This is a genomic window from Terriglobales bacterium, from assembly GCA_035487355.1.
GTDB lineage: Bacteria > Acidobacteriota > Terriglobia > Terriglobales > Acidobacteriaceae > QIAW01.
In genome coordinates this window covers 35,423-57,572 of the sequence record DATHMF010000065.1, presented here as the reverse complement: position 1 = coordinate 57,572, position 22,150 = coordinate 35,423, and the positions used below count along the sequence as shown (strand labels likewise).

The window sequence follows — 22,150 nt, the reverse complement described above, 5'->3', positions numbered from 1 at the left end:
GTCGCGAAAGTCGAGCTTCTCGGCCCCGGCGACCGTCCCGGCCTGCCACGTCTCGCCGCCGTCTGTGGTACGAACGAATGTCCCGCCCGTGCCGCTGACCCAAACGACGTTACCGTTGACGATGCTCAATCCGTGCAGGCTGGCGTCGGTGTTCGATTTCTGCGGGTGCCACTGGGCGAAAGCGGGCGAAACAAATAACAGGAGAACCAGGAATGCCCTTTTCAATTGCATCGGGAGTCGCTCCTGACTTTGTTTCGACGTGCTTACCCTCACATCGTTAGCTGTCGAGCAGTAGATTCACAAGTGACAAAGCGTAAGCGCTACGCGTTTTGTCCGCCAAGGTTCGATTCCTTCCGCGCTCACCATTCTTCTCAATGATTTACCGCGAAAATGCCAGGGCGGGTGGCCCGGGCTAAACAGTTGATCTCATAATTACTCTCGAGGGTGCCCTGCCCTAGCTTGCTAGGGCGGGGGGCTGCAGTCGCTGAAAATTTCCCTGAGGCACAAGCCATCCCAGTCTTCGTGGTGGAGCATTTCCCCCACCGAGGACCGTGGTCCCATTGTGGTATCAAAACCTTAATTCTTGATCAAACGTGGATTATCATCGTTCCTGGAAGTGTATCCGCATCCAGAATGCGGGGGCATGTCACAAAAATGCCCTAAGGTTCTTTGAAAATTAATTGCCCGACGGGTTCATGAAAACCGCTATCGATAGACGGGCAGAAAGCAGCTCTTCTGTTTTTAGCTGCGTGTCTTAGACGTGGGTGCTGTCGCCCGCAAACCAAAAGGCGAGCGCAGTTTGAGTCTTTAGAAATTAGAAATGACTTGGTAGCAAGTCCTCATCGAACGCGTTGTATATTGTTTAACTTCAATGACTTAACACCTGAGATTAACTACCTAGCAAGTACCCTGCCTGAGTACTGAACTACCGAATACCGCCCTCGATGGCGAGTAGCAAAGCAGTTCTTTGTTTTTGGCTGCGTAAACTAGATGAGGGGAGCTTTCGGCGACCGCTGTACCGCGAACCAAAAACGAAGGGCGTTTTGCTGAGTCTTCAGAAACCAGGAAATGACTTGCTAGCAAGTCATTTCCTAATGCGGTGCATGTTTTTTAATTTCAATGACTTAACACTGAAATTGACTACTCAGCAAGTACCCCGCCTGAGTGCTGACTACCGAGTACTGAGCACTGCCTTCTTCTCCTGCAGACTATAAGCCAGGTCCAGCAGGTTCTGCGGTACCTTCCGGTTTTCCTGTAAGGCCTCTTGCAAGGGAACAGAGACGATCTCCTGTCCGCGCAGTGCGGCTAAGTGGCCGAACTCTCCGCGATGCACCATGTCAATCGCGCCGACGCCGTAGCGGGTCGCCAGCATGCGATCAAAGGCCGTAGGAGTGCCCCCGCGCTGGATATGCCCCAGTACGACGGCGCGCGTTTCCAGGCCGGCGCGCGTTTCAATCTCCTGGGCCAACAGGTTGCCGATGCCCCCCAGGCGCACGTGGCCGAACTCGTCCTTTGCCGCACCCAGGTCAAGCGCTCCCCCTGCAACCTTGGCGCCCTCTGCAACCACGACAACCGCGAACAGGTGCCCTTCCTCTTTGCGCTGCTTCAGGGTCTGAGCAACTTCATCCAGATCGAATGGCTTTTCCGGCACCAGGATGATGTCCGCGCCGCTGGCCACGCCGCTATAAACCGCAATCCAGCCGGAATCGCGACCCATGACCTCGACCACAATGACGCGGTTGTGGGCCTCTGCCGTCGTATGCACGCGGTCTATGGCCTCCGTGGCGATGCTGACGGCCGTATCGAAGCCAAAGCACAGGTCGGTGCCGCTCAGGTCGTTATCAATGGTCTTGGGCACGCCCACGACCTTGATCCCTTGCTCAAAGAGCTTCTTGGAGACCGATTGCGTATCGTCCCCGCCCAGGGTAATGAGTGCATCGAGTTTGTTCTTGGTGAAGGTCTCAATGCATTGCGCCAAGCCGCCCTCGCGCTTGGCTGGGTTGGTGCGCGATGTCCGCAGGATGGTCCCGCCGCGCAGCAGGATGTCGGAGACAGCGTTCAGGTCCAGCTTGGTCGTCTTGTTCTCCAGGACGCCGCGCCAGCCCTCGATGAATCCGATGAACTCATCGTTGTAATGAAGAATGCCTTTTCGTACCACGGCTCGGATCACAGCATTGAGTCCGGGGCAATCACCACCACCAGTAAGAATTCCAATTCGCATATGAGTTTGTCCTTAGGGTTGTCTTAAATAAATTATCCTAAATCAACTGCTGCGTTCGCGCCTAGTCCATTCAATCGCTGATACTATTTGTGATCTGCGTCATTGACAGCGAAGCAATATTCATCCTGGACGGCCATAACCATCGTATTCTCCATTGAATTCTTTGGCCAAACGAGTCAGCTCCCACCAAAGCTTCTCTAATTCGTCTTCAATGGGCGACAGTTGTGTTGCAAAAACCAGCCAGTTTTCTTCGTCAGCTCCCTTGGTTACCTGAACTCGCCAGCCTTTTGCTTGCAGACGCTCAGCTGCTTTATCAGCATTGAACCTTTCTGGGAAATAGAAATAATGCTCGATGAAATCCGTATCGGTGCTGCCGTTCTTGCTCATTCATGCCCGCCCGAACTCGCCGCACCGCTTTGCGCGGCCGAAGGCCAGGGCAATGAAAATCCCCTCTCCGCGATCCCCGGCAATGTAACCGGCAATTTACCATGCGATTGCAACTCTCCAAACAATGCTTTGACTGCGCTCAGCTCAGAACTCGTGGCATTGGAATACGTACAGATATACGTCTGCACGCTGGGAAAATTCTGCGCCACATACGGATTCCCCAACGCAATCACCGCAGTTTTCGACCCAGCGATTTCGAGTATCTGCCGCAGCAGCTCCCCGCTCCCCTGTTCGAGGCCTACGCTATTCACCAGCTTTCCCTCCACCAAGACCTGCTTGGCTGGTGTAGGCACAATGTACGCCGCCACCACTACCTTGTCCGCCTCTTTCACGGCCTGCAGGATCTCGGGTGCTAAAACTCCGGCCACGGAATTGTCCACCTGAAAGAAAGTCGTGTCCGCACGCCGTTGCCTGAACGCAGCTTTGAATGCCTGCCCCCACTCTCCACGAATCGTATCGGTGATAACAATGGCCACCACTTGCTTGCTGGGTTTCACGTTGGCCTGAAAGATTTCGGCTTCAGTCGCAGGGACCTGCAGCTTCTGCAAGGGCAGCACCTGATTATTGTTTCGCACCAACGTTACTGCTTCATCTGCTACCTGCTGGGCAAACGCTAAATCCTCCGGCTTGCTGACCAGATATGACACCTGCTGCAGATCAACAAAACGGTTTTTATCCAGACCTACAGAGGCTTTCAGCTCCAGGATCTTTTTCACCGAAGCATCAATCTGCGCCTCCGTAATCTCACCCTTCTTGACCGCGTCAACAATACCGTTAAACGCTCCATCCAGATCGGTCGGCCACAGGATCACGTCGTTCCCTGCCTTCACCGCATCGACCGCAGCTCTCGCCATCGGATTTCCTTGGCCTGGCGGATACAGGCTGGTCAGCCCGCGCATATCCATCGCGTCCGTTACGACCACGCCTTGAAATCCGAGTTGGTTCCTCAGAACATCGGTGATTACTTTGTGCGAAACCGTCGCAACCTTATTCGGATCGGGATCAAGCGCAGGGGCCGAAACATGCGCTACCATGATCGAATCCACGTCAGCACCGATGGCTTTTTGGAACGGTGGCAGTTCAACCTTCTGCAAACGCGCCAGATCGCCGTCCACTCTGGCCACACCCAGGTGAGAATCCGTGCCGGTATCGCCGTGTCCAGGAAAGTGCTTGGCCGTAGCCAGCATGCCATGCTCATGCGATCCTTTGATGAACGCCGCCACCAACGCGCCCACCTCGTCAGGGCTCTCTCCAAACGAGCGTGTATTAATGATGGGATTGGCCGGGTTGATATTCACGTCCGCCACCGGAAACAGGTTCCAGTGGATGCCGATCGCTCGCGACTCTTCCGCCGTAATCGCACCAAATTTCTCGGCGTAGTCCGTGCTACCGACCGCGCCAAACGCCATTGCGTCAGGAAAAACCGGGACTGACTTCACCCGCGAATCCAGCCCGCGCTCAAAATCCGCCGCCATCAGCAAGGGCAGCTTGGAATCACGCTGTAACTGATTGGCCACGGCCGCAACTTCCAGCGGCGGGTTTTTCAAAAGGATAGGCCCATCCACGTGCACCGTCAGCACCATGGAGCCGATGTGATACTTCTGGATCTGGTCCCGTATCTGCTTGTAATTGTCGCTCTCAAAGTTCTGGAAGTCGGTAAAGTAGCGGATATTGATCATCTGCCCGACCTTTTCCTCCAAAGAGAGCTTCTTCAGCGTCTTCTCTACCCACTTGCGGCCATCTTTGCTGAGCTGGACCGGGCTGGTCTGAACTGGCTTGTTTTTTTGCGATTTGTCTTTGTCTTGGGCAAGCACGGACATGGACAGCAGTAAGAGAAAGAAGGTTTTTATAAGCTTATGCATGGCAGAAAAACAATACCAGAATCAGTGGCTCTACGCCTTTCTTTAAAGGTTTTAATAGCTGCATGCAGGCTTCCATCAAAATGCGCTTTCAGATACTCTTGAGAGACGTAAATATCGCCTGACATGGCAATCATAGAAAACCCTAAAACAATTCTCGCCGGTGACGTAGGCGGAACCAAATGCAATCTCGCGCTCTTCCGTCAAAATAGGACTGTCCTTGAACTGATCTTCCAGCGCCGCTACCCCACCAAAGATTATGCCTCCAGCTCTTTCGAGGCCATGCTTCAGGATTTCTGCCGCCATGCCGCCGAATCCGGGGCTTCTACTAAAAACATAACCGCCGCCGGCTTCGGCTGTGCCGGAGCTGTGGTTGATGATCGTTTCCACAGCGCAAACTTGCCATGGGTCCTGGTGGGAAAAGACCTGGCCAACGCAATGGGATTTAAAGGCGTTGCCATGCTGAACGACCTCGAGGCCGCTGCCTGCAGCCTGGACCACTTGCCTCCCACGGACTTGCTCGTACTCAACCCAGGCGCTCCCCAACCCCACGGCGCCAAGGCTCTTCTGGCCGCCGGCACCGGATTAGGCGAAGCCATCCTCTATTGGACCGGGGATAAGTATCATGTAGCCCCCTCCGAAGGCGGCATGGCCGATTTCACGCCACACACCGAACGCGAAATCGAGCTCTTGCGTTTTTTGCAGAAGCGCATGCCCAATGTCTGTTCGGAAGAGGTCCTTTCTGGCCGGGGTTTTCTTGCAATTCACGAATTTCTCGATTCCTCGGTGCGGCATCCCTCTTTCGACCACTCGCCCGGTGACGTTGCCCGCGAGATCACGCAGAATGCCCTGGCAGGCGCGTGCCCGGTCTGCGTTGAAGCCGTAGACCTTTGGGTTTCAGCTTATGGCTCTGAGGCCGGCAACCTTGCTCTCCGGGTCCTGGCCTTTGGTGGGATTTATGTGGCTGGCGGGATTGCCCTCAAGATTCTGCCCAAGATGCAGGATGGTACCTTCTTCCGGGCCTTTTGCGCTAAAGGCAGCTTCGCGCCCATTCTGGCCCACATTCCAATTCATATTGTCCTGAATGAAGATGCCCCCTTGTGGGGCGCAGCCTACCGGGCCCTTGCCGGTTAGCAGACAATAAATTGCAATTTGCAATAGGAAATCATAAGTACTTGATAATAAAATACTTACATCTTTAAAACCTGGTTAAAATTCAAGTTTTCAAGATTGCATGAAAAAGCCCACTCCCCGAGTCATCACCCCGGCAACCTCGAGTTTGCTGGTAAGCAAGACCAGATCAGCATCCGCCCCAGGAGCAATTACGCCCTTCTTCCCTGCCAGCCCAAGGCGAGCAGCCGGGTTGAGCGTGGCCATCTGTACGGCTTCTCGCAGCGAAACCCCAAGCCCAGCCAGATGCTGCACAGCGCGGTCCAGGGTCAGCGTGCTGCCGGCAAGGCGTCCTTCAGCGTTGCGGCACACTCCTCCGCTCACGGTGAACTCAAATGGTCCCAGGCGATAGACCCCGTCAGGCATGCCGGTAGCAGCAGTGCCATCACTCACCAGGATCACGCGTTGCGTTCCCTTGGCGGCTAAGAGCAAACGGATCGCAGGATCATCCACATGAATGCCGTCAGCAATCACCTCAGCGGTAACTTGCGGGTCGGTAAGTACAGCCCCCAGCACGCCGGTTTCGCGGTGGGAGAACGGCCGCATGGCATTGAAGACGTGGACAGCGTGGCGCGCTCCATGCTCGATGCCAGTATGCGCCTGGTCGTAGGTAGCGTCCGTGTGCCCAAGTGCCACGGTCATCCCTGCGTCCCGGGCGCTATCGATAACCTCGGTGGCTCCTGGAAGTTCCGGGGCAATGGTGAGGATACGGGCGCTGCCATTTGCCGCCTCGAGGAAGCGCTTCAGCGTTGCCACGGTGGGCAGCGCCAGAGACTCAGGAGGATGCACTCCCCGTCGCAGGTGACTCAGGAACGGCCCTTCCAGGTGAATGCCCGTCATCTGTGCAAGCGGTGCATCGGGCGGCGTCTGGTTGGCAGGGCTCTGGATATAGCGTGCAATTCCCTCCAGGCTGTGGCAGATTTCATCGGTGGGAGCCGTAACCGTAGTGGCCACCAGGGATGTCGTTCCATGGCGGGCAACGGTTGTTGCCACAATCCTGAGCGCCTCTGGTGTGGCCTCCATCACATCGCGAGCACCAGCCCCATGGATGTGGACATCCACGAACCCGGGAACCAGTATATGAATGCGGGCGTCATGATCTTTTGCGCCTTTGGGAGCAACGATCCCTTCCCTTCGTCCAACAGCAACGATGACGCCATCTTCAATTACTACTGCAGCGTCGATGATTTCTTCGGTGGGGGTGAGCGCGCGGGCTGCGCGAATGATCTGTACAGACATGTCGTAGGACATCTTACCGGAATTTTTATAACATGCCGAGATTAAGACGCTTTCAACTAAGATTAAGACGACTAGGACAACCATGCGGACGCCGAGTCCCTGGTTTTGGATTACAGCATCCAATCTTTCAATGAGAGAGGCCCATATGGAAATCAAGCAACCAACTGATGTTGATCTTTGGCCCGCGCTTCCGCTGCAGAAGTGGTCTGACACCTACCACACTCTTCACATGTGGACGCAAATTGTGGGCAAGGTCAGGTTGGCTCTGAGCCCACATGTTAACCACTGGTGGGAGGTGCCGCTTTACGTCAGCGCCCGCGGGTTGAACACGTCTCCTATTCCATATGGAGAAAGCATTTTTGAGATTGAGTTCGATTTTATTGACCACCGTCTCATTATGAAAACCAATACGGGAAAAGTCACCAGTATTGGGTTGTATCCGCGTTCGGTTGCCGATTTCTACCAGGAGTTTATGAGCACGCTCACGGCGCTCGGCTTTGAGGTAAAAATCTGGCACATGCCGGTCGAAATCCCAGACCCGATTCCTTTTGATCACGACCAGCAGCATGCCTCCTACGATGCGGCGTATGCCAACGCCTTCTGGCGGGTCCTGGTATCTGTGGATGAGGTGTTGAAAGAATTTCGGGCCCGATTCATCGGCAAGAGCAGCCCGGTGCATTTTTTCTGGGGGAGCTTCGACATGGCAGTGACGCGTTTTTCCGGACGGCGCGCACCAGAGAGGCCGGGGGCTGACCGAATCACGCGTGAGGCCTACTCCCACGAAGTGATCAGCGCGGGATTCTGGCCGGGAAGCGGTGACGTAAAAGATGCTGCGTTTTACGCCTACGCGGCCCCAGAGCCGCAGGGGTTAGCCGAGTCGGTTGTGCGGCCGGCTGACGCTTTTTATCACTCCGGATTGAAAGAGTTTCTGCTGATGTATGACGCGGTGCGAAATTCTCAATCTCCCCGCGCCAACCTGATGGATTTTCTGCAAAGCACCTATGAGGCAGGCGCAAACCTGGCCCACTGGGACCGGAAGTCGCTGGAGAGAGTTGCTTAGGCAGCGAACAAAGCTGCGTCGCCGAATTGCTCGCCAAACTTGAATTTGCATTTATGTTAATGTCAAGTAAGGAGCAAATTGTCGAGGAGGAACGGCCATGCCGGAAGAATGCACTCATCTGGATCAAATCAAGTTCAGAAAAACCAGTAAACACGGCTGCGAAGAATGCTTGAAAATTGGAGACACGTGGGTCCATCTGCGATTGTGCCTGATTTGCGGACACGTCGGGTGCTGCGACTCTTCGAAGAACAAGCATGCCACGAAGCATTTCCATGCGACAACGCATCCGCTGGTGCGGTCCATCGAGCCCGGAGAGAGCTGGATATGGTGCTACGTGGATGAAATTATGCCCGGTGAGATTTAGGGCTGCGTGAAAACCTCAGATAACCTGGACTCCAACCTCTGCGATATCACGACTTTGTTACATTGGATGTGAGGCTGGATTCCAACCGTGATCAAACTTCAAATATCTTGTAAGTTTTCGTCCGCCGTTTATTGTTCTCTATTCGCTTTGTTTTTTTTTCTGGGTGTTCTTGCGCCCGCGCAGGTGCAAAAGAGAGCTGAGCTTAAACTGCTGCCCCACGCTATAACTCTGCAGAGCGGCAAGACATTTTCTCTGAATCTTCCCGAAGGATTTGACATCTCGGTCGCGGCAGAAGGCTTGAAGCGTGTGCGCTTCATGACCAAATCTCCCGACGGGCGAATCTTTGTCACTGATATGTACGACCGGAGCGACAATTCCAAGGGCACGGTATACATCCTGGACGGCTTTGATGCGAGTACCGGCAAGATTGCCCACGTCATCCCCTATCTTGAGCACTTACGCAATCCCAACAGTACCGCGTTTTACACCGACCCGGCCGGCCAAAACTGGCTCTACCTGGCGCTTACTGACAAACTTGAGCGCTACAAGTTTCGTTTAGGCGAGACCACGCCCTCTTCCAAGCCGGAGGTTCTGGCGACCTATCCTGATTACGGCTTAAGCTACAAATATGGCGGCTGGCACCTGACACGCACTATTGTTTTCAGCGACACCGGAAACCCGCGGCAGCTGTATATTTCAGTGGGCAGCAGTTGCAATGCCTGCGAGGAAAAAGAAGAGATCCGCGCGACCATCTCCACCATGGATCCTGACGGCAAGCATGCACGCATCCTTGCCTCAGGGCTGCGCAATGTTGTGGGCCTTCGTTTTATCAACGGCACGCTTTTTGCCACGAACATGGGCGCCGATCACCTGGGAGACGATGCACCTGATGAGACTATGTTCTCCTTCGACAACAGTGCACTGCAGGCAACCGATACGAGGTCTTACGGCTGGCCCTATTGTTATTTCAAAGATGGCGAAATATTCCCCGACCCTAAGTTTGCTGCATCTACTAAAAAGGTGGATTGCGCCCAGGTGCCTGTTCCTTATGACACCTTTGCCGCTCACGGTTCACCGCTGGGCCTCGAATATTTCGATTCCAGCGGGGAAAACCCTACCTTACGGAATTCCTTTCTGGTAGCGCTGCATGGTTCATCGAAGCGACGATTGCAGCGAGGCTACCGAGTCGTACGCGTGACCGAGCACTCCAAGCCGAAGGATTTCATTACCGGATTTCTGCAAAACGGAACCGTATATGGCCGTCCCTGCGACATTCTGCGCATTGGGACAGATTCATTCCTGCTGACTGATGATTACAGCGGCGTAATTTACTACGTCCACCGGAAATGAGAATTAAACCGCAGAGGACGCGGAGGAGCGCAGAGGCTCTAAATCAGTTTCGAGTTTCAGGTTTCGAGTTCCGCCTTTGAAAACACCACGATTCCGTGTCCTTCGTAATCAAATGTAGAGACGTAGCAAGCTACGTCTCTACCCAGCGATCTCCTATGCGCGAGGAAGTGTGGTGCTTGGCTTTCTCAGCATTCAGCGCGGAGGGGTTGAGACAGGCCGCGCATGAGATTCTCGAAGCCGGCAAAATCCAGGGACTGCGCCCCATCAGAGAGTGCGCGCTCCGGACAGGGATGCACCTCAACGATGAGTCCATCAGCGCCCAATGCTGCCGCGGCGCGTGACATGGGCGGGATCAGGCTGCGTCTTCCGGTTCCGTGCGATGGATCGGCGACCACCGGCAGATGCGAGAGCTCACGCGCCAGTGCGACCGATGCCAGATCCAACGTGTTGCGGGTCTCGGTCTCGAAGGTCTTGATGCCGCGCTCACAGAGCACAACATTGTGATTTCCACCCGCCAGCAAGTATTCAGCCGCCAGCAGCCACTCTTTGACGCTGGCTGAAGGACCGCGTTTCAAAAGCACCGGTTTATCAACCTTGGCCAGTCGCCGCAGCAGGTTGAAATTCTGCATGTTGCGCGCGCCGACTTGCAGCATATCGGCGTGCTCGCAGATCACTTCTACATCTTCTGTACCCATGACCTCGGTGACCACGGGCAGGCCAAATTTTTCGCGGACCTGGCGCAGCAACTTTAGCGCTTCAACGCCCAGGCCCTGGAATTCGTAAGGTGACGTGCGAGGTTTATAAGCGCCTCCGCGCAGCATCTTGGCCCCAGCAGCCTTCACGGCCTGCGCTGTAGAGAACAACTGCTCCTGTGACTCGACGGAACACGGCCCTGCGATTACCACAAAACTGCCGTCGCCGATGCGCACGCCGCTTACATCCACCACTGTGCGTTCTGGTTTTACCTGACGGCTCACCAGTTTGAATGGCTGCGCGATAGGAACAACTTCCTCTACGCCAACCGCTGCCGCGAGCGCCTCTAGTTCGTGGCGTCGCCCTCCGCTGCCCACGGCGGCGACGATGGTTCGCTCCGCCCCGCGGGTGACGTGGGCCTGGAAGCCAGCCTCCTTCACCCGATCAATAATGTGTTGTATCTCCTCTTCCGTAGCTCGTTCTCGCATGTTGATAATCATTGAACCTCGCGCTCCTTGATATTTGTTTTATAGTGATGGATCTTTCAAATCTTGAACCTCAATACCACCCCGCCAAATTTACGGCCCAAACAAAAACCGCGACTCTGTTAGAGTCGCGGCTGTGGGTTTTGAACTCGGCTTTTACTTTAGTATTGCGTCTTTACTTCACGCACACACGCCTTGCCCCACGCCGCTACTCGCATAGTAGTAGCGGTACGTAAAAGCGTAGCTAAATCGCCATGTGTGCATAATAAGAATACCCGACCATTATTGATAAATTGCCTGGCGCTGTCAACTCGTGAGCTGTCTATGTGTGATCAAGCGACCCTGCTAAAATGTAAAGGCAGTTAGATCTCAACCGAGACCACCATTTTTGACGCGGAGAGGTGCGTGAGTGGTTGAAACGATCCGCCTCGAAAGCGGACATACCCGGAAGGGTATCGGGGGTTCAAATCCCTCCCTCTCCGCCAGAATTTCCTCACGATAATTTCAAGCTTTTCAAATCGTACTTCAGCAGGTCCCCGATGCGATCAATGCTGATATCTGCCGGCGGAAGAGTGGCCAGCACTTGTGGGTCATGGGCATAATGTCCCTGTTTGGGAAAAACTGTCGTAACTTTCGGTCCCCAGATTTTCTTGACCGCGGTCAGAATACGCAGCTTGTCATCTATGAGTACGTAGTGATCGGCGGGAAAGCGGCATTCAACATCGTCCAATTCCTGCTCTTTGTGGATGTAAATAAGGACATTTCCATCCACAGCTTCAGAAATTCCTGAGCCTTCTACCTTGTGAGGTTGAAAAACAACATCTCCATCGGACAGAACAACGGCTTTTCCCCACTGCTTAACGTGCTCCACCGCGTCAAGTGAATCCGGATAAAGGCGGGTAGCAAACGGATAATGCAGCATGAAATGTGAGACCGTCAGCAATCCCGGATCTCGCGGGTGTTCGATGCGATAGCGTTGCAGCGCCCCCAGGTAATCGGCGTAGCCGATCTCACTGCGCAACTGCTCAAAAATTTCCCAGTAGCGCCGCTGCCGCTCAAGCCCGACATGGCACTCCAGATGACGCTTCAAATCGGCGGTGACGCGGTCATTGTCGAGCAGCGTGTTATCCACGTCGAAGAGAAAAACAATGGTATTATTTGCAGCCATATTTTCAGCTCACATCTTTGCCCAGGAACTTCGCAGCGGCATGGTCCAGCAGCCATAAGAGCCTTCCCTTTTCGGGACGAATCAATTGTGCTGGCAGTTGCTCCGGTTCGTACTTCCCTTCAAGGACCGCCTTCACCGGCACGGCCTTATCGTCGCCGCATACGAGAAAGATCACTTCATCGGCATGATTAAAGACCGGAGCCGTCATGGTGATGCGGTCGGTATAAAACTTGCCCACCCAATTCGACACCACCAGCCGTTGTTGCTCGTGGAGCGCCTTTGTCCCCGGAAAAAGCGAGGCTGTGTGGGCTTCGGGGCCAAGCCCCAGCAAAACGATATCAAAGCGGGGAAATTCTCCCGCCTGAATTTTAAAAAAACCGCGCAGCTCGCGTTCGTAATCATCGGCAGCGATGGTGGCATCAGGATTCTCACTCTTAATACGATGCACATTGGCTTGCGGTACAGGCACTTTCGACAACATTGCCTCATTCGCCATACGGTAATTACTTTCTTGATGATCGGGCGGAACGTGGCGCTCATCGCCCCAGAAAAAATGGGTCTTGCTCCAGGGGATTCCTTCGCGCAACTTCTGGTCGCTGGCTAACAATGTGTATAAATCCTTGGGAGTGGACCCGCCGGAAAGGGCGATTGCGCACCGCCCATGGGCCAGCACAGCTTGCTTGGCTTGAGCGAGAAGCTCAGCGGCAGCAATGCGGCATACTTCCTGGCGATCGGCTGCAACTGTAATTTCAGGTTTCATTGATTTGAACGCTCTAGTCAGTGATGTTCTTTATCAATGGCACGCCAGGTGCGGCCATCATGTGCCAGCAAGTCGTCGGCTTCCTTTGGTCCCCACGAACCTGCCGGGTAGTTAGGGAAAGAGCGCGGAGGCAGGGCCTTCCATACGTCCAAGACCGGCGTAATGACCGCCCAGCCGGCCTCGACCATATCAGCACGTTGAAACAGCGTGGCGTCCCCGATCATGCAGTCGTAGAGCAGACGTTCGTAGCCGGTGCTGGGCTTGCTGCCGAAGTAATCCACATAATTGAAATTCATCTTGACGGTCCCCTGCTCCATGACCGGTCCAGGGACCTTGGCGCCAAACTGCAAGGAGATGCCTTCATCGGGCGCGATATGGATTACCAACTCATTTCTCTGCAGGCTCTCGACGGGAGTGTTGCGGAACAGGATGAAAGGTGCACGATGGAAGCGAATGGCAATTTCCGTCGCCCGTGCTGCCAGGGCTTTCCCGGTGCGCAGATAAAACGGCACATTCGCCCAACGCCAGTTATCAATCTGCAGCTTAAGCGCGACATAAGTTTCAGTGTTGGATTGCGGTGAGACGTCTGCCTCGGCGCGATAGGCGGGAACGTGCAGGCCAGCCACTATTCCTTCGCCATATTGGCCGCGCACGGTCTTACTCAAAACCTCCTCTGGACTGAATGGTTGAAGCGCATGAAGGACCTTGGCTTGCTCATCGCGCACCGAATCGGCTTCAAAAGAAATGGGCGGCTCCATGGCGGTGAGCGAAACAAGTTGGAAGAGATGGTTGGGAACCATGTCGCGCAAGGCGCCGGCGGTTTCGTAATAACTACCGCGCTGCTCTACTCCGACGGTTTCAGAGGCTGTGATCTGGATGTGGTCAATAAAATGCCGGTTCCAGATAGGTTCAAAGATGCTGTTGCTGAAACGGAACATCATCAGGTTTTGTACGGTCTCTTTGCCGAGATAGTGATCAATGCGGTAAATTTGACGCTCTTCCAAGACTTTCTTGATCTCAGTATTCAGCGAGCGTGCTGACTCCAGATCGTGACCGAATGGTTTTTCTATAATCACGCGCCGCCATTGGCCGTTTTGCTCCTCGGTCATGCCCGCAGCTCCGAGTTGCTTTACGATTTCACCGAAGAATCGAGGGGCGACCGCAAGATAGTAAAAAAGATTGCCTTGGGTTTTGTGTTTTGTATCAATCTCCTTCAATTGGTTCTTCAAAGCCTCATAGGCCTTAACATCGGAAAAATCGCCCCGGGCGTAATAGATGCGCTCTTGGAACCACGCCCAAACCTTCGGATCAACCGGACTGGTGGCAAAACTCTTGATGTCTTCAGTCAGCCTTTGACGAAACGATTCGGTAGTGAAATCGTTGTAGCCAAAACCGACAATAGCAAACTGCTGCGACAACAGATTTCCGCTGGCCAGATTGCACAGGGCGGGAATCAGCTTGCGCTTGGTAAGATCACCACCAGCACCAAAAATCACCATTACGCAAGGGTCGCTGGGGCGCCCTGAGTGCTTATCATTTTCGCTCATCCGTCTTCATTTTAAGGGCTCCGCAACGCTACACTTCGTTTCGCTGCTTCGCCCTCGCGCTACGCTCGCGCTGTTCGGCGCTCACTTCGCGCTCACCCCTTTCCTTGTTGTCGCTGTACCAGCCGGAATATGGTTCTAAAAAAGCATCTGCTCTACGTACTTAACGTGATTCCCTTGTCTTCCCACACGCGAAACCCTCCCAAGAAAGCATTGTCATTGCTTCCCAATCTGGTATTCGGAGGAAGTTCTTTCATTTTGCAGGCATTGCCGCCGCCCAGTATGACTTGATTGGCCTCGAGCGCGTCTCGCAGCAGGTTAACGACATTGGCCACCTCACGCCGCCATTTTTTCTTTCCCAGGCGCTCCAGGCCGCGTATGCCAACGTAATCTTCGTAGGTGCTTTTTTTGTATGGCAGGTGGGCCAACTCCATGGGCTGCAGAAAGCCATCCACGACCATGGCGGAACCTAGTCCGGTTCCCAACCCCAAAAATAAGACCCGGCCCTTCTTATAACTTCCCAGCGCCTGCATGGCGGCATCGTTGATGATTTTGACCGGACGCCCAAATGCCTTGCGATAATCAAACTTCACCCAGCCTGGGCCAAGATTGTGGGGCTCACGCAACGGCTTACCATGGACCACCGGCCCCGGATAGCCAATGGTAACGGCGTCATATTTCCAGTCTTTGACCAGGCGCTTTACCTGCTGCACCATCCTGGCCGCCGTCATGGTGGGGCCGGAATCAATCTTGCGCGGCTCTTTTTCTCCACTGGCCAGAACTTTCACATGCGTCCCGCCCACATCAACAACCAGAATCTTGCGATGCTTTTTTTCGGAATGAGTGCGTGCGGCAGGTTCCGGGCCGGTGAGTTCCGAATCAGCCGTCCCGGAATTGATAGGTCCTGAATTGGTATTTTCCGGCTCGGTATTCATGAACTCTTTTCCACGTGACCGCCGAACTCGAAGCGCAAAGCCGAGAGTATTTTTTGCGCAAAGTCGCCTTCACCGCGCGAGGTAAAGCGCTGATACAAAGCCTCGCTGAGTACCGGCGCCGGACAACCTTCGTCAATGGCAGCGGTAATGGTCCATCGGCCTTCACCCGAATCAGAGACGCGGCCAGAAAAATTCTTCAGGTCCGGCTGCTTGAACAACGCGCTGGCTGTGAGATCAAGCAGCCACGATGCAACCACACTTCCGCGGCGCCATACTTCGGCAATATCGGGGAGATTGAAATCATACTGATAGTGCTCGGGATTACGCAACGGCGTGGTCTCAGCATCAACTTCGTGCGTCTGCTTGCCCACGTTGGCATGCCGCAAGATGTTCAGCCCTTCGGCGTAGGCGGCCATGAGGCCATATTCGATGCCGTTGTGGACCATCTTCACGAAGTGCCCTGCACCGTGAGGCCCGCAATGCAGGTATCCTTCTTCCGCGGTGCCAGATGCTTTCTCTCTTTCGGAAGTGCGGGGGATATTGCCGATTCCAGGGGCGAGAGTCTTAAAGATAGGATCGAGACGCTTGACGACTTCGGTTTCACCGCCGATCATCTGGCAGTATCCGCGCTCCAGGCCCCAGACGCCGCCGCTGGTGCCTACGTCCACGTAATGAATGCCTTTGGCGGAAAGTTCGTGGGCGCGCCGGATGTCGTCAATGTAGTAGGAGTTGCCGCCATCAATGATGACATCGTCTTTCTGCAGGCGCGAGGCGAGATCGTGCAGTGTATTATCCACTACTGCGGCCGGCACCATGAGCCAGATCGCGCGAGGTGCTTTTAACTTGGCGACAAAATCATCGAGCGCGGAAGCTCCGGTTGCTCCTTCACCAGCGAGCCCCTTCACCGCATCCTGGCTTCGATCAAAGACAACGCATTGATGTCCGCCGCGCATCAAGCGGCGCACCATGTTAGCGCCCATTCTTCCCAGGCCGATCATTCCCAGTTGCATGCATATTCCTTTCAGAACAAATTTAAGCGTGGACTTCACCTCGTGGCTAAAGCCCGACGAATCTTCTCTACTTTTATCCTAACGTTTGCTTGATGATGGACTGCAATTTTGTCAGGTCCGCCGCCACGTTTTTGCTCAGATGCACACGCAGTGCACGGCGATTGCGTTCTGCCAGCACCTGAAAGTCTCCACGGGCCTGCGCCGCTTTGACAATACCAAAAGTGTATTTTTGTCCGGGCACGGGAAGGTCAGCAGCATCGTCACAGGTAATCTGCAGAACTACTCCGCTGTTGGGTCCGCCCTTGTACGCCTGGCCGGTGGAGTGTAGAAAGCGCGGGCCGAAGCCAAGGCAGGTTGCTACGCGCTTGCCGTCACGAACAGCATGGCGCAGCGCCTGTAACTGCTGCTCATGCGCCTCATTCATTTCTATATAACCCAGCACAGCGAAGTAATCGCCAGCCTTGATGCGGTCAAGATGCGCTTTCAGGTAGCCGGCAAGAGATGCATTCGCGCCAACCGCCTTCTTGAGCGCGTCAGCATTTTTTTCATCGGTGAAGAGCTTGATGCCTGCTTCTTCAAGAAGCGGTGATTCCGGTGGAAGTGAACCCTTTTCTTCGTACTCTGTCGTGAGCTTGCGGGTTGCGATCTTGCTGGCTTCCACGTCGGGCTGATTGAAGGCATTGATGCCGATGATGGAGCCCGCCACTGCCGTAGCAAATTCCCAGCGGAAAAATTCACCGCCCAGTTCGTAAACGTCATCCAGGGCAATGCGCACTACCGGCTGTCCAGCGCGTTCCAAAGCATCTACGGCGGCATCCTGCTTGGCATCAGGTGCTTTTTCCAATCGCAGATAAACAAAGACGCGATCTTTGCCGTAAAGATCAGGCGACGCGGGCGCCTCTCGATCCACAGGGATCAATCCTTTGCCTTCTTTGCCCGTGGATTCAGCCAGCAACTGTTCCAGCCATGCACCCAGGTCGTAGATGCCAGGCGAGGTGATGAGGGTTACCTTGTCGCGCCCACGATTGGCCAGCACACCCAGAATATTGCCGAGTACGGCTCCAGGATTTTCTTCCGTAGGAACCGTGGCAGCGCAAGCGTGCACCATCCCTTCAGCGCGATCCAGCAACTTGGGGATATCCACGCCCATAACGGCGGCAGGGACCATGCCGAAATCAGAGAGCGCAGAATAGCGCCCGCCAATGCTGGGGACGCCGAAGAAGATGTGACGAAAGCCGTCGCTCTCGGCAACTTTCTGCATCTTCGAGCCCGGATCGGTAATAGCAATGAACCGCTTCCCCGCTTCTTTTTCACCCACAACCTGCTTCACGCGCTCGAAGAAATACTGCTTATAAATATTGGGTTCGAGCGTCGTCCCAGATTTGCTGGAGACAATGAAAAGTGTCTTGCCCAGGTCTACTTCACTTTCACGCGCTTTGATCTGCGCCGGGTCGGTGGAATCAAGAACGTGCAGTTCAGGAAAACCAGCAATCTTGCCGAAGGTCAGCTTCATGACCTCAGGGCAAAGGCTCGATCCGCCCATGCCCAGCAGCAGCACGTGCGTGAAGCCGGCGGTCTTCACCTCTGCCGCAATGTCTTTCAGGTGCTGAATGTGGGCGAGCTGATCGTCGGTGATGCTCAGCCATCCCAACCAATTGCTCTCATCGGTGCCCGTCCACAAAGATGCGTCGCGTGCCCACAGCCTGCGAACTTTGTCGTTCTTCTTCCAATCTTCCAGTGAGGCCTTCACCGCGGCGTCGAGTTCCGGCGGCAGTTTGTAGCTCTGGCGATTTGTCTTGGCGGCTTCGAGATTCTGTTCTTTGCGGTCAACCGCCTTGAGCAATTTGTCGAAGGCATCGGCAAAGAGCTGGACCCCTTCCACCAGAAGCTTGTCGGTGACCTCTTTCATGGAGATGCCAACTCGATCCAGGGTGTCCATTGTATTTTTCGCGCCTGGCAGATCTTCGGTAAGGCTCAGGCGCGGACGCCCATGGTCGCGGAAGGCATCGAGCGTGGCCGGGGGAACCGTATCCACAGTATCGGTACCGATAAGCTCTTCCACGTAAATCACATCGCGATAATTTGGATTCTTGCTGCTGGTACTGGCCCACAATACGCGCTGCGTCTGCGCCCCGTGAGAAGCCAGCGCCTGCCATGCCGGGCCGTTGAAAATTTCTTTGTAACGTTGGTAGGTCAGCTTGGCATTGGCGATGGCAACTTTGCCGCCAAGACTCTTGAGAAGCGCTTGCTGGTTTGCATCTTTGGATTCGGCAAGACGTGTTTTGATGAGATTATCTATCGCCGAATCAATCCTGCTGATAAAGAAGCTGGCAACGCTCGCAACCTTGCTCAGGTCGCCTCCCTCTTGGGCAAGTTCTTCCAGGCCGGCGATGTATGCGTTGGCTACTTTCTCATATGCATCCTGTGAAAACAGGAGCGTGACATTGACGTTGATGCCTTCGCTGATAAGCTCGCGAATGGCCGGAATTCCTTCCGGTGTGGCCGGAACTTTGATCATCACATTGTCGCGCGCCACCGTCTTCCACAGGCGGCGGGCTTCCTGCAAAGTCCCCATCGTGTTATGCGCCAGTGTAGGAGAAACCTCCAGACTGACATAACCATCGCGTTTTTTCGTTTGCTCGTAAACCGGCCGCAATATGTCAGCCGCCGCTTGAATGTCGCCGACTGCCAGGCGCTCATAGAGCGATTTGGCATCAAGCTTCTGGGCTTCGGGAGAATCCAGCAGGTCTTTGTAGTCGGTGCTGCCGGTGATGGCTTTTTCAAAGATAGAAGGATTCGAGGTGACGCCACGCAATCCATCTTCATTGATGAGCCGCTTCAGCTCTCCGCTGGTGATCAGGCTGCGCCGGATGTAATCCAGCCAGATGGATTGTCCATATTGCTGCAATTCCAATAGAGGGTTTGTGGTTGCGACGTTTGTGACGTTCATAACACTACTCTTTTCACGGGGGTTGCCCCGAGTTGTTTTCTTATTTTTAACACGCTACTGCCTGACTACACCCAACTGTTGTTTGGCAGCGGCAACGACGTTGTCAACGGTAAAGCCAAATTTTTTCAGCAACTCTTTGAGCGGAGCCGAGGCGCCAAAGGTCTTCATGCCCAAGCGCACACCATCAGCTCCCGTGAAACGCTCCCATCCAAAGGTTGAGGCCTGCTCCACCGAAACTCTTGCCGTAACGCTTGGTGGCATGACGCTCTTGCGGTACTCTTCACTCTGCTGCTCGAAGATTTCCCACGACGGCAGGCTGATTACGCGCGCCTTGATGCCTTCTTTCTTAAGCTGCTCATAAGCGTCAACACAGAGTGAAACCTCACTCCCACTGGCCATCAGCAGGACGTCAGGTTTGCCATCGGCGGCATCGGCGAGAATATAACCGCCTTTGGCTACTCCTGCGGCCGATGCGTACTTTGTGCGGTCCAACGTAGGAAGCGCCTGCCGCGACAAGATGAGGGCTACCGGCTCATGGCGCAACTGCATAATCACACGCCAGGCTTCAGCGGTCTCATTGGCATCTCCGGGGCGCAGTATGATCAATCCCGGAACTGAGCGTAAGGAAGGTAGCTGTTCAATCGGCTGGTGCGTCGGCCCGTCCTCACCCACGCCAATGGAGTCATGGGTAAAGATGAAAATAACCGGGATCTCCATAATCGCGCTCAGGCGAATTGCGCCTCGGGCATAGTCGCTGAAAATAAGAAAACCCGAACCGTAAGGCCGAATTTTGGAAAGCGACATGCCATTAAGAATGGCCGACATCGCATGTTCCCGGATACCAAAATGAAAATTGCGGCCGCCGTAGTTGGTGGCAGAAAAATCTCCCGCGCCATCGAAGGTCAGCCGCGTTTTGGTGGAAGGGGCCAAATCGGCCGACCCTCCAATCAACCAGGGCACATTCTGGGCGACAATGTTGAGGACTTTAGCTGAAGAGTCGCGTCCAGCAACGCCTTTGGCGTCTGGGGGAAATGCGGGCAAACCTTTGTCCCATCCTGCGGGCAATTCGCGGTGCTGCATCTTATAAAGATGATCGGCCAGTTCAGGATATTGCTTCTTGTAATCTTCGAATTTCTTCATCCATGCTTCGCTGGCGGCATGTCCGCGGGCGCCAATTCCCTGTGCAAAGTGTTCGCGCACGCCATCGGGCACCAGGAACTTGGCATCTTCCGGCCAGCCGTAGTTACGCTTGGTCAGCCTGATCTCTTCTTCTCCCAGTGGTTCGCCATGGGCGGCGGAGGTGTCCTGTTTATTAGGCGCGCCGTAGGCGATATGGCTATCCACAATAATTAAAGTCGGGCGGTCATTTGTGTTCTGGAAAACCTTGAGGGCGCGCTCCAGCATATCCAGATCATTGGCATCGCCCACGCGGGTCACATTCCATCCGTAAGCCATGAAGCGCGTAGCTACGTCATCACTGAAGGCCAACTCGGTGTGGCCCTCGATGGTGATCTTGTTGTTGTCGTAGATCCAACAAAGGTTAGAGAGCTTGAGATGGCCAGCCAGCGAAGCGGCTTCGCTGCTGATGCCTTCCATCATGTCGCCATCCCCGCACATGGCATAGACGTTGTAATCGAACATGGTGAAGTTGGGGCGGTTGAAATAGTGGGCCATCCATTTTGAGGCAATGGCCATGCCCACACTGGTGGCAACCCCCTGGCCCAGAGGACCGGTTGTGGTCTCAACACCGGAGGTCCAGCGGTACTCGGGATGTCCCGGGCATTTGCTGTCGAGCTGACGGAAGCGCTTGATTGAATCCAGTGTTACCGAGAGCTCACCCAGCGTCTCATATTGCGGATTGACTGCCTTCACGCCGGTCAAGTGCAGCAACGAATAAAGCAACATGGAGGCGTGGCCAATAGAAAGCACAAAGCGGTCGCGATTGGCCCAGATGGGGTCTTCGGGATCAAAACGCAAGAAGCGCTGCCACAAGGTATAGGCCACGGGCGCCATGGCCAGCGGAGTTCCGGGATGTCCGGAATTGGCTTGTTGCACGGCATCCATGGAAAGCGTGCGGATGGTGTTGATGCTTAACTGGTCAAGGTTTTGATCGGCCAAAGCTCTCTCCTGGGGGTACAGCCTGCAAAAAAGCCCTGCTCAATACTACACGTGGACACATTAAATTAATGTTAGGGGCCGAAGCACCTGAAAATTCTGCCTCTAACCCATGCGATGCTCGACCAGCCGAAATGTTTCGGCATTTGCAATCAATTTTTTGTTCCGTTCAGCTTTCAGTCATCAACTCTTCTTTTTCGCCTTTTTGGGAGGCGCCAGCAGATTGTTGGTGACCGAAAAGACCCCGGGCACTCCGTTTGCACGCACGCCCGCCAGGGTTTTATCCATTTCACTGTCAACCACTCCTTCCAGGTTAACGTGCCCATTCTTAACGATAATCCGGATGGGTTTTTGTGGTGACAGGGCATAGCGCTGCAAAGGAGCATAGTCGTAGATCGCGTAATAGAGGGCCCGGCGCAGATTGTCATCGTTGATAGAAACCGGAAGAACTTCGATCTGATTATCTACCTTCCCAACGCCTTCAATGCGCTTCACTACGCTTTCGGCATCATCACGCAAGGTTGGCCGGGTTACCTGCCCCAACAAGGTCACATCATATCCATTGACTTTATATGCGAGATTGTCAAAGACGGTAAAGTAGGGCAACATCAAAAGCTGATGCCGCACCTGCTTTTCAATATTCTGAACAGCTTTGGGTGTGATGGGATGGGTCTGCGCCGATGCCGCAGTGGAAACCGCCGAGATGAACAACACCAATACAACCAGGAGAAACCTAATTTTCATAGTCATATCTCCATTTCTAGCCAGTGCATTTGGCTG

At 54.5% G+C, this 22,150-nt stretch carries 18 protein-coding genes and 1 tRNA gene; 5 read left to right on the top strand and 14 right to left on the bottom strand.

What is annotated here, in order from left to right:
• The 4 genes from VK738_12390 to VK738_12375 form a co-directional block, all read right to left on the bottom strand.
• Nucleotides 1–231 (bottom strand): hypothetical protein (locus VK738_12390; GenBank protein HTD23448.1); only part of this gene is annotated, 231 nt, incomplete at its 3' end.
• A gap of 940 nt (nt 232–1,171) precedes the next feature.
• Nucleotides 1,172–2,221 (bottom strand): 6-phosphofructokinase, encoded by a 1,050-nt coding sequence (locus tag VK738_12385; protein HTD23447.1) that lies wholly within the window; start codon nt 2,219–2,221, stop codon nt 1,172–1,174.
• A gap of 120 nt (nt 2,222–2,341) precedes the next feature.
• Entirely contained in the window at nt 2,342–2,608 is a 267-nt protein-coding gene (locus VK738_12380) for a ribonuclease E inhibitor RraB (protein ID HTD23446.1), read from the bottom strand.
• Nucleotides 2,605–4,488, bottom strand: coding sequence for a glycoside hydrolase family 3 N-terminal domain-containing protein (locus VK738_12375; protein HTD23445.1), 1,884 nt, complete (start codon nt 4,486–4,488; stop codon nt 2,605–2,607). Before VK738_12375 ends, VK738_12380 begins: the two co-directional genes overlap by 4 nt.
• 165 nt (nt 4,489–4,653) lie before the next feature.
• Between VK738_12375 and VK738_12370 the strand changes: the two genes are divergently transcribed.
• Nucleotides 4,654–5,661: a glucokinase gene (locus VK738_12370; GenBank protein HTD23444.1), complete on the top strand. Its 1,008-nt coding sequence runs from the start codon at nt 4,654–4,656 to the stop codon at nt 5,659–5,661.
• A gap of 90 nt (nt 5,662–5,751) precedes the next feature.
• Here VK738_12370 and nagA read toward each other — a convergent pair whose 3' ends face one another.
• Nucleotides 5,752–6,936, bottom strand: coding sequence for an N-acetylglucosamine-6-phosphate deacetylase (gene nagA, locus VK738_12365; protein ID HTD23443.1), 1,185 nt, complete (start codon nt 6,934–6,936; stop codon nt 5,752–5,754).
• A gap of 145 nt (nt 6,937–7,081) precedes the next feature.
• On the opposite strand from nagA, the gene VK738_12360 reads away from it, so the two are divergent.
• The 3 genes from VK738_12360 (at nt 7,082) to VK738_12350 (ending at nt 9,710) form a co-directional block, all read left to right on the top strand.
• Nucleotides 7,082–7,996, top strand: coding sequence for a DUF5996 family protein (locus VK738_12360; GenBank protein HTD23442.1), 915 nt, complete (start codon nt 7,082–7,084; stop codon nt 7,994–7,996).
• Nucleotides 7,997–8,165: 169 nt separating this feature from the next.
• Nucleotides 8,166–8,360 (top strand): UBP-type zinc finger domain-containing protein, encoded by a 195-nt coding sequence (locus VK738_12355; GenBank protein HTD23441.1) that lies wholly within the window; start codon nt 8,166–8,168, stop codon nt 8,358–8,360.
• A 183-nt stretch (nt 8,361–8,543) separates the two neighbouring features.
• Nucleotides 8,544–9,710, top strand: a complete 1,167-nt coding sequence (locus VK738_12350) for a hypothetical protein (GenBank protein HTD23440.1) — start codon at nt 8,544–8,546, stop codon at nt 9,708–9,710.
• A 185-nt stretch (nt 9,711–9,895) separates the two neighbouring features.
• Here VK738_12350 and aroF read toward each other — a convergent pair whose 3' ends face one another.
• Complete coding sequence (aroF, locus tag VK738_12345) at nt 9,896–10,903, bottom strand: 3-deoxy-7-phosphoheptulonate synthase (protein ID HTD23439.1); 1,008 nt, start codon at nt 10,901–10,903, stop codon at nt 9,896–9,898.
• Nucleotides 10,904–11,283: 380 nt separating this feature from the next.
• Here aroF and VK738_12340 point away from each other — a divergent pair.
• Nucleotides 11,284–11,373 (top strand) — tRNA-Ser (locus VK738_12340).
• 8 nt (nt 11,374–11,381) lie between these two features.
• Here the strand turns inward: VK738_12340 and VK738_12335 are convergent.
• From VK738_12335 to VK738_12300, 8 genes are all read right to left on the bottom strand, one after another.
• Nucleotides 11,382–12,056, bottom strand: a complete 675-nt coding sequence (locus VK738_12335) for an HAD family hydrolase (protein HTD23438.1) — start codon at nt 12,054–12,056, stop codon at nt 11,382–11,384.
• A 4-nt stretch (nt 12,057–12,060) separates the two neighbouring features.
• Nucleotides 12,061–12,816: a 6-phosphogluconolactonase gene (gene pgl, locus VK738_12330; GenBank protein ID HTD23437.1), complete on the bottom strand. Its 756-nt coding sequence runs from the start codon at nt 12,814–12,816 to the stop codon at nt 12,061–12,063.
• A gap of 17 nt (nt 12,817–12,833) precedes the next feature.
• Nucleotides 12,834–14,363: a glucose-6-phosphate dehydrogenase gene (gene zwf, locus VK738_12325; protein HTD23436.1), complete on the bottom strand. Its 1,530-nt coding sequence runs from the start codon at nt 14,361–14,363 to the stop codon at nt 12,834–12,836.
• Between the two features lie 152 nt (nt 14,364–14,515).
• Complete coding sequence (locus tag VK738_12320; protein ID HTD23435.1) at nt 14,516–15,295, bottom strand: ROK family protein; 780 nt, start codon at nt 15,293–15,295, stop codon at nt 14,516–14,518.
• Nucleotides 15,292–16,305, bottom strand: coding sequence for a decarboxylating 6-phosphogluconate dehydrogenase (gene gnd / locus VK738_12315; protein ID HTD23434.1), 1,014 nt, complete (start codon nt 16,303–16,305; stop codon nt 15,292–15,294). The genes VK738_12320 and gnd overlap by 4 nt, the downstream gene beginning before the upstream one ends.
• A 73-nt stretch (nt 16,306–16,378) precedes the next feature.
• A complete protein-coding gene (locus VK738_12310) occupies nt 16,379–19,255 on the bottom strand; it encodes a bifunctional transaldolase/phosoglucose isomerase (protein HTD23433.1) in 2,877 nt (958 codons plus the stop codon).
• 54 nt (nt 19,256–19,309) lie between these two features.
• Nucleotides 19,310–21,373 (bottom strand): transketolase, encoded by a 2,064-nt coding sequence (gene tkt, locus VK738_12305; protein HTD23432.1) that lies wholly within the window; start codon nt 21,371–21,373, stop codon nt 19,310–19,312.
• Nucleotides 21,374–21,553: 180 nt separating this feature from the next.
• Nucleotides 21,554–22,114 (bottom strand): BON domain-containing protein, encoded by a 561-nt coding sequence (locus VK738_12300; protein HTD23431.1) that lies wholly within the window; start codon nt 22,112–22,114, stop codon nt 21,554–21,556.
• Nucleotides 22,115–22,150: the final 36 nt, after the last annotated feature.

Excerpts from the sequence above, each read along its gene's own strand:
- VK738_12360 (HTD23442.1), top strand. The coding sequence starts at position 7,082 with ATGGAAATCAAGCAACCAACTGATGTTGATCTTTGGCCCGCGCTTCCG.
- VK738_12370 (HTD23444.1), top strand. The coding sequence starts at position 4,654 with ATGGCAATCATAGAAAACCCTAAAACAATTCTCGCCGGTGACGTAGGC.
- VK738_12385 (HTD23447.1), bottom strand. The coding sequence starts at position 2,221 with ATGCGAATTGGAATTCTTACTGGTGGTGGTGATTGCCCCGGACTCAAT.
- nagA (HTD23443.1), bottom strand. The coding sequence starts at position 6,936 with ATGTCTGTACAGATCATTCGCGCAGCCCGCGCGCTCACCCCCACCGAA.
- VK738_12320 (HTD23435.1), bottom strand. The coding sequence starts at position 15,295 with ATGAATACCGAGCCGGAAAATACCAATTCAGGACCTATCAATTCCGGG.
- VK738_12380 (HTD23446.1), bottom strand. The coding sequence starts at position 2,608 with ATGAGCAAGAACGGCAGCACCGATACGGATTTCATCGAGCATTATTTC.
- VK738_12310 (HTD23433.1), bottom strand. The coding sequence starts at position 19,255 with ATGAACGTCACAAACGTCGCAACCACAAACCCTCTATTGGAATTGCAG.
- VK738_12375 (HTD23445.1), bottom strand. The coding sequence starts at position 4,488 with ATGTCCGTGCTTGCCCAAGACAAAGACAAATCGCAAAAAAACAAGCCA.
- pgl (HTD23437.1), bottom strand. The coding sequence starts at position 12,816 with ATGAAACCTGAAATTACAGTTGCAGCCGATCGCCAGGAAGTATGCCGC.
- gnd (HTD23434.1), bottom strand. The coding sequence starts at position 16,305 with ATGCAACTGGGAATGATCGGCCTGGGAAGAATGGGCGCTAACATGGTG.
- VK738_12300 (HTD23431.1), bottom strand. The coding sequence starts at position 22,114 with ATGAAAATTAGGTTTCTCCTGGTTGTATTGGTGTTGTTCATCTCGGCG.
- aroF (HTD23439.1), bottom strand. The coding sequence starts at position 10,903 with ATGATTATCAACATGCGAGAACGAGCTACGGAAGAGGAGATACAACAC.
- zwf (HTD23436.1), bottom strand. The coding sequence starts at position 14,363 with ATGAGCGAAAATGATAAGCACTCAGGGCGCCCCAGCGACCCTTGCGTA.
- VK738_12335 (HTD23438.1), bottom strand. The coding sequence starts at position 12,056 with ATGGCTGCAAATAATACCATTGTTTTTCTCTTCGACGTGGATAACACG.